The following is a 12855-nucleotide window of genomic DNA, read 5'->3' on the forward strand; positions in this document are numbered from 1 at the left end:
GAGTCGCGGCATCTCAGCCACCTCAACGAGGAGGTCGTGCATTGACCACCCGTCTGCAGAACTTCATCAACGGTGAGTTCGTGGACGCCCAGAGCGGCCGGTTCTCCGACATCATCGACCCCTGCACGGGAGAGGCCTACGTCCAGGCCCCGATCTCCGGCGTCGAGGACGTCGACGCGGCGTACGCCGCGGCGGCCGCCGCGTTCGAGTCGTGGGGTCGGACCACCCCCGGTGAGCGGGCGAACCTGCTGCTCAAGGTCGCCGACGCGATCGACGCCCGGGCCGACGAGATCAACGAGGCCGAGTGCCTCAACACCGGCAAGCCGCGCGCCCGCATGGCCGAGGACGAGACGCCGGTCGCGGCCGACCACTTCCGCTTCTTCGCCGGCGCCGCGCGCACGCTGGAGGGGCCCACGGCCGGGGAGTTCCTCGCCGAGCACACCAGCGTCATCAGGCACGAGCCCGTCGGCGTCATCGGCCAGGTCACCCCCTGGAACTACCCGATGATGATGGCCGTGTGGAAGATCGCCCCGGCGCTGGCCGCCGGGAACACGATCGTGCTCAAGCCGTCGGACACCACCCCGGCCTCCACGCTCAAGCTGGCCGAGATCGTCGGCTCGGTGCTGCCGCCCGGCGTCTTCAACGTCGTCACCGGCGACCGCGAGACCGGCGCCCTCGTCGTGGGCCACCCGGCCGCCTCCATGGTGGCGATCACCGGGTCGGTCGGCGCGGGCATGGCGGTGGCCAAGAGCGCCGCCGACGACCTCAAGCGGGTGCACCTAGAGCTCGGCGGCAAGGCGCCGGTCGTGGTCTTCGAGGACGTCAAGGACCTCGCCAAGGCCGCCGCCGACATCGCCACCGCCGGTCTCTACAACGCCGGCCAGGACTGCACCGCGGCCTGCCGGGTGCTCGTCCAGGAGAGCGTGCACGACGAGTTCGTGGCCGCGCTGAGCGAGGCCGCCGCCGCCACCGTGACCGGCGACCTGGCCAACGAGGACGCGCTCTACGGCCCGCTGAACAACGAGAACCAGCTCTCCAGGGTCCAGGGCTTCATGGACCGGGTCCCCGGCCATGCCAAGGTGCTCACCGGCGGTCACCGCGTCGGCGACAAGGGCTACTTCTTCGCCCCGACCATCGTGGACGGCCTCAAGCAGGACGACGAGATGGTGCAGAACGAGGTCTTCGGCCCCGTCATCACCGTCCAGACGTTCACCGACGAGGCCGACGCGCTGGCCAAGGCCAACGACGTCCGGTACGGCCTGTCCGGCTCGGTGTGGACCTCCGACCACGGCCGCGCCATGCGCATGTCGAACCGCCTCGACTTCGGCGTGGTCTGGGTCAACACGCACATCCCGTTCGTCTCGGAGATGCCGCACGGCGGCTTCAAGCACTCCGGGTACGGCAAGGACCTGTCGGTGTTCGGTCTGCACGACTACACCAGGGTCAAGCACGTCATGCACTACATCGGCGAATAAGGACGAGCCTGGACATGACCGAGCTATTCGCGATCCAGCTAGAGGACGTCGTCAAGGAGTACCTCTCGCACGGCGAGGTCGTCCAGGCGGTCAAAGGTGTGTCGCTGGACATCGCCGAGGGGGAGTTCTTCTCCCTCCTCGGCCCGTCCGGATGCGGCAAGACCACGACCATGAGGATGATCGCCGGCTTCGAGGAGCCCACCAAAGGGCTCGTGAGGCTGCACGGCAAGGACGTCACGAACGTCCCGCCGAACAAGCGTGACGTCAACATGGTCTTCCAGTCCTACGCCCTGTTCCCGCACATGAGCGTGTGGGACAACGTGGCGTTCGGCCTGAAGCAGCGCAAGACGCCGCAGGAGGAGATCCAGCGGCGGGTCGGCGAGATGCTGGAGATCGTCGACCTCTCGGGCCGGGAGAAGCGCCGGCCACGGGAGATGTCCGGCGGCCAGCAGCAGCGCGTGGCCCTGGCCCGCGCCCTGGTCAACCGGCCGCGGGCGCTCCTGCTCGACGAGCCGCTGGGCGCGCTCGACCTCAAGCTGCGCCAGGCCATGCAGATCGAGCTCAAGCGCATCCAGCGCGAGGTCGGCATCACGTTCGTGTACGTGACGCACGACCAGAACGAGGCGCTGACCATGAGCGACAGGATCGCCGTGATGAACGACGGGCTGGTCGAGCAGCTCGCGAGCCCGCGGGAGATCTACGAACGGCCGGCCACCGCGTTCGTGGCGGGTTTCATCGGCACCTCCAACCTGATCAGCGGGACGGTGACCGGCGGGGTGCTGGAGATCGGCGGCGGCCGGGTGCTGGTGCCGGGACGCGAGGGCGACGTGACGGTGACCGTCCGCCCCGAGAAGATCACGATCTGCGCGGACGAGCCGGGGCGCGGGCTGAGCGCCGTCCCCGGGACCGTCACGGAGATGGTCTACCTGGGCACCTCCAACAGCTATGCGGTGCAGCTCGCCGACGGGGCCGAGATGACCGTATTTGAGCAGAACGCGCATGACGCGACGGCGACCGCGGAGCGGGGCGACTCCGTGTGGCTGTCGTGGGAGGCGCAGCACTCTTACGTGATTGGAAGTTGATAGCACCCCATGAACCCCCGCCAGATCACCCCCGCCCTCCTCAGGGGCATGACCCAGCCCCGCACCCGCCGCGACTTCTTCCGTGTCACCGGACTGTCGGCCGCCGGCCTCGCGCTCGCCGCCTGCGGCGTCCAGGGCCAGAAGGCCGCCCCTCCGAAGGCCGACGCCGTCAAGGACTACTGGGCCAAGCAGAGCAAGCACGGCAAGCTCGTCTTCGCCAACTGGCCCGAGTACATGCCCGAGGACCAGGCCCCGCTGAAGAAGTTCACCCAGACCACCGGGATCTCCGTGGAGTACAAGGAGGTCATCCAGGAGAACGCGGAGTTCTTCGGCAAGGCCGACCCCGTGCTCCGCGCCGGTCAGTCGCTCGGCTACGACATCGTCGTGATGACCAACGGCGTGCAGCTCCAGCACATGGTCGAGCTCGGCTACATCGTGCCGCTCGACCACAGCCGGATGCCGAACTTCCTGGCCAACGCCGGTGACAAGTACAAGGAACGCGCCTACGACCCGGGCAACCAGTACACGATGCCCTACTCCTCGGGCGTGACCGGCATCGCGTACAACACCAAGTACGTCAAGGACGACATCACCAGCATCGAGGCCCTGTTCGACCCCAAGTACAAGGGGCGGGTCGGGATGATGGCCGACGCGCAGGAGATCGGCAACTTCGGCATGTTCGCCCTCGGCGTCGATCCGGAGAAGTCGACCGAGGCGGACTGGAAGAAGGCCGGGGAGAAGCTCAAGCAGCAGCGCGACGCGGGAATCGTCCGGAAATATTACGACCAGAGCTACATCGACGCGGTCTCCAAGGGCGACGTCTGGCTGACCATGGCCTGGTCGGGCGACATCTTCCAGCGGCAGCTCGCCGGCGAGCCGGTCAAGTTCGTGGTCCCCGACGAGGGCGGCACGATCTGGACCGACAACATGCTCATCCCCAAGGGCGCGGCCAACCCCGTGGACGCCCTCACCCTCATGGACTACCTGTACCAGCCTGCGGTGGCCGCCGAACTGGATGAGTTCATCCAGTTCGTCACCCCGATCCCGGCCGTCCAGGACCTGCTGCGCGAGAAGGCCGCGACGGCCAAGGGCGAGGACAAGAAGGCCCTGGAGGACATGGTGGACAGCCCGCTCATGTTCCCTTCGGCGGCCGACTACGCCAAGCTGCGCACGTACACCACCCTGACCACGCAGCAGGAGCAGGTGTTCAACTCCATCTTCCAGTCGATCACCCAGGCATAGCCATGAAACGGCTCACCCCCTACCTGCTCGCCCTGCCGAGCTGGCTGTGGCTGGCGATCTTCCTGGTCGTGCCCATGGTGGCGATGGCGTCGGTCTCGCTCCAGACGGGCAACGCCATCGACGGCTACGCCATGACGTTCAGCTTCTCCAACTACGCCGACGCGCTCGGCAGGTACAACGACCAGTTGCTGCGCTCGCTCCTGTACGGCGGCCTGGCCACCGTGGCGATGCTGGTGATCGGCTACCCGGTGGCGTACTGGATCGCCTTCAAGGGCGGCAGTCGCAAGTCGGTGTACCTGTTCCTGCTGCTGCTGCCGTTCTTCGTGTCGTTCGTGCTGCGGACGATCTCGTGGAACTTCCTGCTGGCCGACAACGGCATCCTGTTCGGGACGCTGAAGGGCTGGGGCGTGCTGCCCGAGGGCTTCCACGTGCTGGCCACGACCGTGGCCGTGGTGGGCGGGCTCACCTACAACTTCCTGCCGTTCATGATCCTGCCGATCTACGTGGCCCTGGAACGGGTCGACCCGCGGGTGGTCGAGGCGGCCCAGGACCTGTACGCCACCCGAGCCGGGGCCTTCCGCCGGGTGGTGCTGCCGCTGTCGCTGCCGGGCGTCTTCGCCGGGGTGCTGATGACGTTCGTGCCCGCGACGGCCGACCCGGTCAACGCGCAGATCCTCGGCGGCACGGCCAACACCATGATCGGCAACATCATCCAGACCGAGTACCTGACCAACCTCGACTACCCGACCGCCTCGGCGCTGTCGTTCACGCTGATGGCGATCCTGCTGGTGGGCATCTTCGTCTACGCCCGCGCGCTCGGCACCGAGAACGTCCTTGAGGCGGCGGCGCGATGAGGGGCGCGCGGGGCAGGTTCGGCGACCGTCTGCTGCACGTCTACACCTGGCTGATCATCCTGTGGCTGTCGTCGCCGATCGCCGTCATGATCCTGTTCGGCTTCAACGACAAGAAGAGCAAGTCGAACACGAGCTGGCAGGGCTTCACCCTCAAGTGGTACGGCGAGCTCTTCGAGATCTCCGACCTGACCACGGCGCTGCGCAACTCGATCGTGATCGCGCTGGTCAGCACCGTGATCACGGTCGTCATCGGGACGATGCTGGGCCTGGCCGTCGGCCGGCACCGCTTCCGCGGCCTCGGCGCCACGAACTTCCTGGTCTTCGCCGCCATCTCCACGCCGGAGCTGGTGATGGGGGCCTCGCTGCTGTCGCTGTTCGTCTCGGGCAACGTGCCGCGCGACGGCAACACGATCATCGTGGCGCACGTGCTGTTCTCGCTCTCCTTCGTCGTGGTGACGGTCAGGGCGCGGGTCATCACGCTCGACCCGTCGCTGGAGGAGGCGGCCAAGGACCTCGGCGCGACCGCGTGGGGCACGTTCCGGCAGGTGACCCTGCCCTCGATCATGCCGGGCGTGCTCGCGGGCGCGATGCTCTCCTTCGCGCTGTCGATCGACGACTACGTGGTGACGAGCTTCGTCAACGGCTCGACCGTCACCTTCCCGCTGTGGATCGTGGGCGCGGTGAAGACCGGCATTCCACCGCAGGTCAACGTGATGGGTACGCTCATCTTCGGGATCGGTGTCCTGATCGCCGTGGCGAACGCGGTGGCCGCCAGACGCCGCGCCTAGGATCTGCTCCAACAGGCTTTCCCCCCGCGATCCGGCGGGGGGATCGGTGTATTCCGACCAAGAACAGGGAGGCGAGATCGGATTTCGGCGGGGGGAACCCGCGCGTGATCACATCACCCCTTTGGATCCCGCAATAAAAACAATGAACAATCTAAGAACTTCGTAGGGAAGTGGGATTTGTGGATCCGCTGAAGGCGCTGGCTGACGCGGAGCGCAAGCCGTACTGGCTGGACAGTCCGGCCAGACCCGAGCCGCGCGCGCGGCTCATCGGAAAGACCGACGCCGACCTGGTCGTCGTCGGCGGAGGCTTCTCGGGGCTGTGGACGGCCCTGATGGCCAAGGAACGTGACCCTTCGCTGGACGTCGTCCTGCTCGAAGGGCGCAGGATCGGCTGGGCGGCGACCGGCCGCAACGGCGGGTTCTGCATGGCGACCCTCACCCATGGCCTGGCCAACGGCCTGGAACGGTGGCCGGAGGACATCGGCCGCCTCGAACGCATGGGCGTGGACAACCTCGACGAGATCGAGCGCACGCTGGAGCGGCACGGCATCGACTGCTCCTTCGAGCGCACCGGCGAGCTGCACGTGGCCACCGAGCCGTGGCAGCTCGACTCGCTGGCCGAACACCTGGACCTGATCTCCGAGCTCGGCCTCGACTACGTGCCGATGGACGAGCGTCAGGTGCGGGCCGAGGTCAACTCGCCGACCTATCTGGGCGGGCTCTGGGAACGCAGCGGCTGCGCCATGCTGGACCCGGCGCGGCTGGCCTGGGGGTTGCGCGAGGCGTGCCTGCGGCTCGGCGTACGGGTCTTCGAGCGCAGCCCGGTGCGTTCGCTGCGCGACGACGGCACGACGATCACCCTGCGGACCCCGTACGGGTCGGTGACGGGCCGGCGGGTGGCGCTGGGCACGGGGGTCTTCCCGCCCCTGTTGCGCAGGCTCAAGCACTTCGTCGTCCCGGTGTACGACTACGCCCTGATGACCGAGCCGCTGACCGCGTCCCAGCTCGCCGAGGTGGGCTGGCACAACCGGCAGGGCGTCGGCGACTCGGGCAACCAGTTCCACTACTACCGGCTCACCGACGACAACCGCATCCTGTGGGGCGGCTACGACGCGGTCTACTACAACGGCGGCCTGGTCAAGCCGGAGTACGAGCAGCGCGACGAGACCTTCGTCAAGCTCGCCGAGCACTTCGCCACCACCTTCCCGCAGCTGTCCCAGGTGCGCTTCACGCACCGCTGGGGCGGCGTGATCGACACCTGCAGCCGCTTCAGCGCCTTCTACGGCACGGCGCACGGCGGCCGGCTGGCCTACGCCGTGGGCTACACCGGCATGGGCGTCGGGGCCACCAGGTTCGGCGCGAACGTGATGCTGGACCTGCTGTCGGGGGAGGCCACCGAGCGGACCGAGCTGCGGATGGTCAAGGAGAAGCCGGTGCCGTTCCCGCCCGAGCCGGTCCGGTCGGGGGTGATCCAGTTCACCCGGTGGTCGATCGCTCAGGCCGACCAGCATCAGGGCAGGCGCAACCTGTGGCTGCGCACGCTCGACAGGATGGGCCTCGGGTTCGACTCCTGATCCGGTGTTCCGAGGGGGCGCCGGGCCCGCGTGCCGCGGGCCTGGCGCACACTTGTGACCATGAGGATCGAGTTCGCCGCCGACGGCGTTCCCCTGGCCGGTGACCTGCGGCTGCCCGAGGGCACGGGCCCCTGGCCGGGTCTGGTGCTCACCGGGCCGTTCACCGGGGTGCGCGACCAGGTCACGGGCCTGTACGCCGAGCGGCTGGCCCGCCGGGGCTACGTGACGCTGGCCTTCGACCACCGCAACTGGGGCGAGTCCGGCGGCGAGCCACGTGGGCACGAGGACCCGCAGGCCAAGCTGAACGACCTGCGGGCGGCGGTGTCGCTGCTGCGGTCGCGCCCCGAGGTGGACGGGGGCCTGATCGGGGCCGTCGGCATCTGCCTGGGCGCCGGGTACGCGCTGAAGTTCGCCGCCTTCGACCCGCGCGTACGGGTGTTCGCGGGCATCGCCGGGGCCTACAACAACCCGTACACGATGCGGTCGGGCATGGACTACCAGGAGGCGCTGGCCGGGTTCGCCGGCGTGCTGGAACGGCAGGACCTGGGCGGCCCGGTCGAGTACCTGCCCGCCGTGGCGGAGGACGGCGAGGCCGCGATGCCGGGCGACGAGCCGTTCGCCTACTACGGCACCGAGCGCGGGGCCTCCTCCTCCTGGCGGAACGCGGTCACCCGGGCCGGTCTGCGCGAGCTGATCACCATGGACAACATGATGGGCGCCGACTTCCTGTCGCCGAAGCCCGCCCTGATCGTGCACGGCGTGATCGACCGGTTCTGCCCGCCGGAAGGGGCCGAGGAGGCGTTCAGGCGGCTCGACGAGCCCAAGAAGCTCGTCTGGGTCGACGCCAAGCAGCACGTCGACCTCTACGACCGCGAGCCGTACGTGTCGCAGGCCGTGGACGCGACCGCGGACTTCCTCGCCGAGCACCTCCGGCCGGGCGGCTCCGGAGCCTGACGTCTACGCTGGGGGTATCGCGCGGAATGGGGGATTCATGCGTGCCATCCAGTTCACCCGCTTCGGCGGCCCGGAGGTGCTCGAAGAGGCAGAGGTGCCCGATCCGGTCGTGGGACCGGGCCAGGTGCTGGTGGACGTCGAGGCCGCGGGGCTGAACTTCGCCGACGTGCGGCAGATCTCCGGCCACTACTCCAGCCCGGACCGCCTGCCGCACATCCCCGGCAGCGAGGTCGTCGGGCGCGACCACCGGGGACGGCGGGTGATGGGCTTCACCGCCAACGGCTACGCCTCCAAGGCCGTTCTGGACGAGGGCGACGTCGTGGTCGTGCCCGACTCGCTGCGGGCCGGCGAGGCGCTGGCGCTGCTCGTCCAGGGGCTCACCGCCTGGCATCTGCTGCGTTCGTCGGCGCGGCTCAGGGAGGGCGAGAGCGTGGTCGTCCACTCCGGCGCGGGCGGCGTGGGCAGTCTGGCCGTGCAGCTGGCCAAGGTGTTCGGCGCCGGACGCGTGATCGCCACCGCCTCCAGCGAGGACAAGCGGTCGCTCGCCCTCGACCTGGGCGCGGACGCCGCCGTGGACGGCGCGGCCGACGGGTACGCCGAGCGCGTCATCGAGGCCAACGGCGACCGGCCGGCGGACGTGGTGCTCGACGCCGTCGGCGGGGCGGTCTTCGACGCGGCGCTGACCGTCCTGGCCCCCTTCGGGCGGCTGGTGAGTTACGGGTCGTCGTCGGGCGAACAGGCCCGGCCGGTCGATCCCGCGCGGCTGACCGCGGGCAACCTCGCCGTCCTCGGGTTCTGGCTGCGTCCGCTGCGGGGGCGGCGGGAGATGGTCGGGCCCCCGCTGGGCGAGCTGCTCGCGCTGACCGCGGCCGGACGGCTGCGTCCGCTGGTGGGCGGCGAGTACCCGCTGGCGGAGGCGGCCCGGGCCGTGGCCGACCTGGCCGGACGGCGAACTGTCGGAAAAGTGGTGCTCCTGCCCTGACAGGCAGGGTGTGGCCAATGCCGCGACTGGGCAGAGGGTGATCAAAACCCCCGAGAAGTGATGATCGCGGGGGTTTTGTGCGTGTGGTGGAGATTGCTGGTCGTGGCGGTGGTCTGGGGGTTCGTGACCGGTTGTTCGGTCGAGCGGCTGCCCGGGGTGCCGGGCGTGGTGAAGGTCAGAGCGAAGGTCGACCGATGCGTCCTGAAATTTCGGGACAAGAGGGCCGGGAGGGCGGCCCGCGCCCGGCTTGAGCACGACGTCGAGCAGTACGTCTCCCGACGCCCCGGACGGGTCGCCTACAGCATGCTGGAGCTCACCAGCGGCCTCACTCTGGGCCGCGCCGAGCACCAGCACGACATGATCACCGCCAGCGGCGTCAAGGTGGACATCCTCACGGCGCTCGTGCTCGGCCACGGGACCCTGGGCGAGGAGGAACGCGACCTCGCCGAGCGCATGATCATCGAGAGCGACAACGGCGCCGCCGACGCGTTGTGGGGCCGGGTCGGCGGCGCGATGGGCGACTTCTACCGGCGCATGGGCCTGAACGAGACCGTCCCCGGGCCCGGCGTCTTCTGGGGCGGCACCAACACCAGCCCCGCCGACCGCATCCGCCTGCTCCAGGTGCTGGTGAACGGCGGCGAGGGCCTCTCCGACCGCGACCGCGCCCTCGTGCTCGGCCTGATGGGACGGGTGGTCAAGGACCAGTCGTGGGGCGTCAGCGCGGCCGCCCGCCCGGTGGACCGGGTGGCGTTGAAGAACGGCTGGACGCCGCGCCCGTTCATCCACAACACATGGGCGGTGACCAGCTACGGCCGCGTCGTCGGGCCGGGGCGCGACCTGCTGCTGGCGGTGCAGACCGACGGGCAGCCGGGGGAGGGGGTGGGCATCGAGACCATCGAAGGGGTGGCCAGGATGATCGGCTCCCGGCTCGACGAGCTGTCCCCGACGACGCCCCGGTCCTGCCCGAGGAACCCTGGCGCCTGACGGTGTTCCTCTCGGCCGTCGCACCCTGCCGGCGGTGAGCAGCCCGATTCCTGCAATAGGATCGGCTCTCGTCACGTTTGACTGAAGTGAACTGATTGACCGCTCGGCGGCCGGCGCGCGCCGGTATCTACCCCGGTCGAAGCCCACCTCCGACGGTGTGCTCCCCCCCCGGGAGGTCTCCGTCATGATCTGGACGGAGACCCTTGAAGTCCTATCTCGACGTGCTGGCCACCCCCGGAGCCTGGCGGTTCCTGGTGCCCGCGCTGCTGGCCCGCGTGCCGTTCGCGATGACCCAGATGGGCATCCTGCTGCTGGTCCAATGGTCCACCGGCTCCTACGGCGCGGCCGGGATCACCTCCGCCGCCGCCGCCGTCTTCCAGGCTCTCATCGGCCCCCAGACCGGCCGCCTGGCCGACCGGTACGGCCAGGCGCGGGTGCTGCTGCCGCAGGTCGCGGTGCACGCCCTGGCCATGGGCGGCCTGCTGGCCTTCGCCGCCGCGCACGCCCACCTCGCGCTGCTGGTCGCCATGGCAGCCGTCGTCGGCGCGTCCGGACCGCAGGTCGGCTCGATGGTCCGGGCCCGCTGGGCGCACCGGCTCGGCGGCACCGGCAGGCTGAACACGGCGTTCGCGGTCGAGTCGATCACCGACGAGCTGACGTTCACGCTGGCCCCTGTGCTGCTGGTGGGGCTGTCGACGGCGTACTCGCCGGTGGTCGCGCTGCTCGGCGGGCTCGTGCTGATCCTGGTCGGCACGGTGGTCTTCGCCGCCGTCCGGACGGCCGCGCCCGAGCCGGTGCCGGTCCGGATCGCCGCCTCCAAGGGCGTGCTGCGCAGGCGCGGCGTGGCGCTGCTCGCCGCCGCCTTCCTCGCCATGGGGTCGGTCTTCGGCAGCCTCCAGGTCGGCGTCACCTCGCTCACCACCGCCCTGCACGCGCCCGCGTCCGCCGGTCCCGTCTACGGCGTCTTCTCCGGCGCCAGCATGCTCGGCGGCCTGCTGTACGGCGCGGTCCGCTGGCGGCTGCCCGCCCGCGTCCGGCTGGTCGGCGGGCTGGCCCTGCTCGCGGTCGCGACCAGCGCGTTCACGCTCGCCGGAGCGGTCCCCCACCTGTACGTCGCCGCCGCCCTGGCCGGACTGGTGATCGCCCCCGTGGTGATCACCGGCTACACCCTGGTCGAGGGCCTGGTCGCGGCGGAGGTCCGCACCGAGGCGTTCACCTGGCTGAACGGCGGCATCGCGCTCGGCATCGCGGCCGGGTCGTCGGTTGCCGGGCAGCTCGTGGACCACTTCGGCGCGTCCTGGGCGTTCGTGGTCGCGCCGGTGGCCACCGGGGTGGCCGCGCTGCTCGTGCTGGCCAGGGTCGGCAGCCTGCGCCCGCTGCCCGCCGGGCCCGCGGCGGACGTCCCCGCGCTCAGTGAGGGACCGGCGACTCTTCCTGGATGACCTTCGGCACGCCGCGCAGCCCGGTCAGCGCGAACACCGCGACCACGGCCAGCAGGACCGCCGTGAGCAGCGTCGTCACCTGCATCCCCGCCACGAACGCCTCCCGCGCCGCGCGCATCAGCTGCTCGGCCGCTTGCGGGGGCAGGGCCGCCGCCGTGGCGGTGGCTCCGGCGATCGACTCCCGCGCCGCCTCGCCGGGCACCCCGGCGGGCAGCAGCAGGTTCGCGCGGTAGACGCTGTTGAGCACGGTGCCCAGGACCGCGATGCCCAGCGCGCCGCCCAGCTCGAACGCCGTCTCCGACACCGCGGCCGCCGCCCCCGCCCGCTCCCTGGGCGCGGTGGCCAGGATGTTGTCGTTGTTCACGGTGAACGTGAGCCCGACCCCCAGCCCGCCGATCATCATCACGGGCAGCAGGGTGAGATAGTCCACCTCGGTGCCGAGCATGCCGTACCGGACGAACGCGCCGGCGTTCAGCGCCAGGCCGAGCGCGACCACGCCGTTCCTGCCGAGCCGGTTGATCAGCCGGGCCGCGAGCACCCCGCCCACCGCGCCGCTCAGGCCGCCGGGGATCTGCGCCAGCCCGGCCACCAGCGGGGACCAGCCCAGGACGAGCTGCAGGTACCAGGCGAACAGCAGGCTCATGGCCGACAACGCGAAGATCGCCAGCAGGTTCGTGCCCACGGACGCGCTGAACGCCCGCCGCCGGAACAGCCGTACGTCGATCAGCGGCGTGTCCAGCCGCTTCTGCCGCCGGACGAACAGCACCAGGCACGCCACGCCCACCACGGCCGCCCCCAGGACGTCGGCGTGCGCCAGGCCCTGGTGGGCGGCCTCCTTGACCGCGTAGACGGCCGTCACGACACCGGCGAACGACAGCGCCACGCTGAGCCCGTCGATCCGCCCGGCGGTGGGGTTGCGCGACTCCGGCAGCACCAGGAAGCCGCAGACCAGCACCAGCACCATGATCGGCACGTTGAGCAGGAACACCGACCCCCACCAGAAGTGGTCCAGCAGCACGCCCCCGACGACCGGCCCCATCGCGAACCCGGCCGCGCTCATCCCGCTCCAGATCCCGATCGCCGCGGTCCGCTCGCCCGGGTCGGTGAAGACGTTCCTGACGATCGAGAGCGTGGACGGCATGATCATCGCGCCCGCCACGCCCAGCAGCGTCCTGGCGGCGATCAGCAGCTCGGGGTTCGGGGCGTAGGCCGTCACCAGAGAGGCCGCGCCGAACCCGGCCACGCCGATCAGCAGCAGCCGCTTGCGGCCCACGCGGTCGCCGAGGTTGCCCATGGTGACCAGGAGGCCGGCCAGGGCGAAGCCGTAGATGTCGCCGATCCAGAGCAGTTGCGTCGAGTTCGCACCGAGGTCGGCGACCAGGCGGGGGAGCGCCAGGTGCAGCACGGTGAGATCGACCGAGAGCAACAGTGTCGCGAGGCAGGCTATGGCCAGACAGGCCCATTTGCGCGTCATGCCG

The 12855-nt window shown here is 70.3% G+C and carries 11 protein-coding genes; 10 read left to right on the forward strand and 1 reads right to left on the reverse strand.

The genetic code is table 11. From position 1 onward, the window contains the following. Positions 1-41 precede the first annotated feature (41 nt). The 10 genes from ACWCSU_RS05210 (at position 42) to ACWCSU_RS05255 (ending at position 11377) form a co-directional block, all read left to right on the forward strand. On the forward strand, positions 42-1475 hold the full coding sequence (locus tag ACWCSU_RS05210; RefSeq protein WP_449933652.1) for a gamma-aminobutyraldehyde dehydrogenase: 1434 nt from the start codon (positions 42-44) through the stop codon (positions 1473-1475). 14 nt (positions 1476-1489) lie between these two features. Next, the gene (locus ACWCSU_RS05215; protein ID WP_364099751.1) at positions 1490-2557 is read left to right on the forward strand and encodes an ABC transporter ATP-binding protein; all 1068 of its coding nucleotides are present in this window, start codon (positions 1490-1492) and stop codon (positions 2555-2557) included. 9 nt (positions 2558-2566) lie between these two features. Continuing rightward, positions 2567-3799 (forward strand): polyamine ABC transporter substrate-binding protein, encoded by a 1233-nt coding sequence (locus ACWCSU_RS05220; RefSeq protein WP_357707175.1) that lies wholly within the window; start codon positions 2567-2569, stop codon positions 3797-3799. Positions 3800-3801: 2 nt separating this feature from the next. Beyond that, positions 3802-4653: an ABC transporter permease gene (locus ACWCSU_RS05225; protein ID WP_449933654.1), complete on the forward strand. Its 852-nt coding sequence runs from the start codon at positions 3802-3804 to the stop codon at positions 4651-4653. After that, positions 4650-5441 carry an ABC transporter permease gene (locus ACWCSU_RS05230; protein WP_357707177.1) on the forward strand — a complete coding sequence of 264 codons (792 nt, stop codon included), beginning with the start codon at positions 4650-4652 and terminating at the stop codon, positions 5439-5441. Before ACWCSU_RS05225 ends, ACWCSU_RS05230 begins: the two co-directional genes overlap by 4 nt. Positions 5442-5620: 179 nt before the next feature. Beyond that, positions 5621-7015, forward strand: a complete 1395-nt coding sequence (locus ACWCSU_RS05235) for an NAD(P)/FAD-dependent oxidoreductase (protein WP_357707178.1) — start codon at positions 5621-5623, stop codon at positions 7013-7015. Between the two features lie 60 nt (positions 7016-7075). Next, positions 7076-7969 carry an alpha/beta hydrolase gene (locus ACWCSU_RS05240; RefSeq protein WP_449933657.1) on the forward strand — a complete coding sequence of 298 codons (894 nt, stop codon included), beginning with the start codon at positions 7076-7078 and terminating at the stop codon, positions 7967-7969. A gap of 37 nt (positions 7970-8006) precedes the next feature. Further along, on the forward strand, positions 8007-8951 hold the full coding sequence (locus ACWCSU_RS05245; RefSeq protein WP_357707180.1) for a quinone oxidoreductase family protein: 945 nt from the start codon (positions 8007-8009) through the stop codon (positions 8949-8951). A gap of 81 nt (positions 8952-9032) precedes the next feature. Continuing rightward, complete coding sequence (locus ACWCSU_RS05250) at positions 9033-9935, forward strand: serine hydrolase (protein WP_449933660.1); 903 nt, start codon at positions 9033-9035, stop codon at positions 9933-9935. A 203-nt stretch (positions 9936-10138) separates the two neighbouring features. After that, positions 10139-11377, forward strand: a complete 1239-nt coding sequence (locus ACWCSU_RS05255; protein ID WP_357707183.1) for an MFS transporter — start codon at positions 10139-10141, stop codon at positions 11375-11377. Here ACWCSU_RS05255 and ACWCSU_RS05260 read toward each other — a convergent pair. Beyond that, positions 11346-12851, reverse strand: coding sequence for an MFS transporter (locus ACWCSU_RS05260; protein ID WP_357707185.1), 1506 nt, complete (start codon positions 12849-12851; stop codon positions 11346-11348). The two genes, ACWCSU_RS05255 and ACWCSU_RS05260, sit on opposite strands and share 32 nt — an antisense overlap. Positions 12852-12855 lie beyond the last annotated feature (4 nt).

This window comes from Nonomuraea sp. NPDC001699 (assembly GCF_053596455.1).

What these genes read in the sequence shown, in the direction of transcription:
- ACWCSU_RS05245 (WP_357707180.1), top strand. Translation starts at nt 8,007, where the DNA reads ATGCGTGCCATCCAGTTCACCCGCTTCGGCGGCCCGGAGGTGCTCGAA.
- ACWCSU_RS05220 (WP_357707175.1), top strand. Translation starts at nt 2,567, where the DNA reads ATGAACCCCCGCCAGATCACCCCCGCCCTCCTCAGGGGCATGACCCAG.
- ACWCSU_RS05215 (WP_364099751.1), top strand. Translation starts at nt 1,490, where the DNA reads ATGACCGAGCTATTCGCGATCCAGCTAGAGGACGTCGTCAAGGAGTAC.
- ACWCSU_RS05260 (WP_357707185.1), bottom strand. Translation starts at nt 12,851, where the DNA reads ATGACGCGCAAATGGGCCTGTCTGGCCATAGCCTGCCTCGCGACACTG.
- ACWCSU_RS05230 (WP_357707177.1), top strand. Translation starts at nt 4,650, where the DNA reads ATGAGGGGCGCGCGGGGCAGGTTCGGCGACCGTCTGCTGCACGTCTAC.
- ACWCSU_RS05240 (WP_449933657.1), top strand. Translation starts at nt 7,076, where the DNA reads ATGAGGATCGAGTTCGCCGCCGACGGCGTTCCCCTGGCCGGTGACCTG.
- ACWCSU_RS05225 (WP_449933654.1), top strand. Translation starts at nt 3,802, where the DNA reads ATGAAACGGCTCACCCCCTACCTGCTCGCCCTGCCGAGCTGGCTGTGG.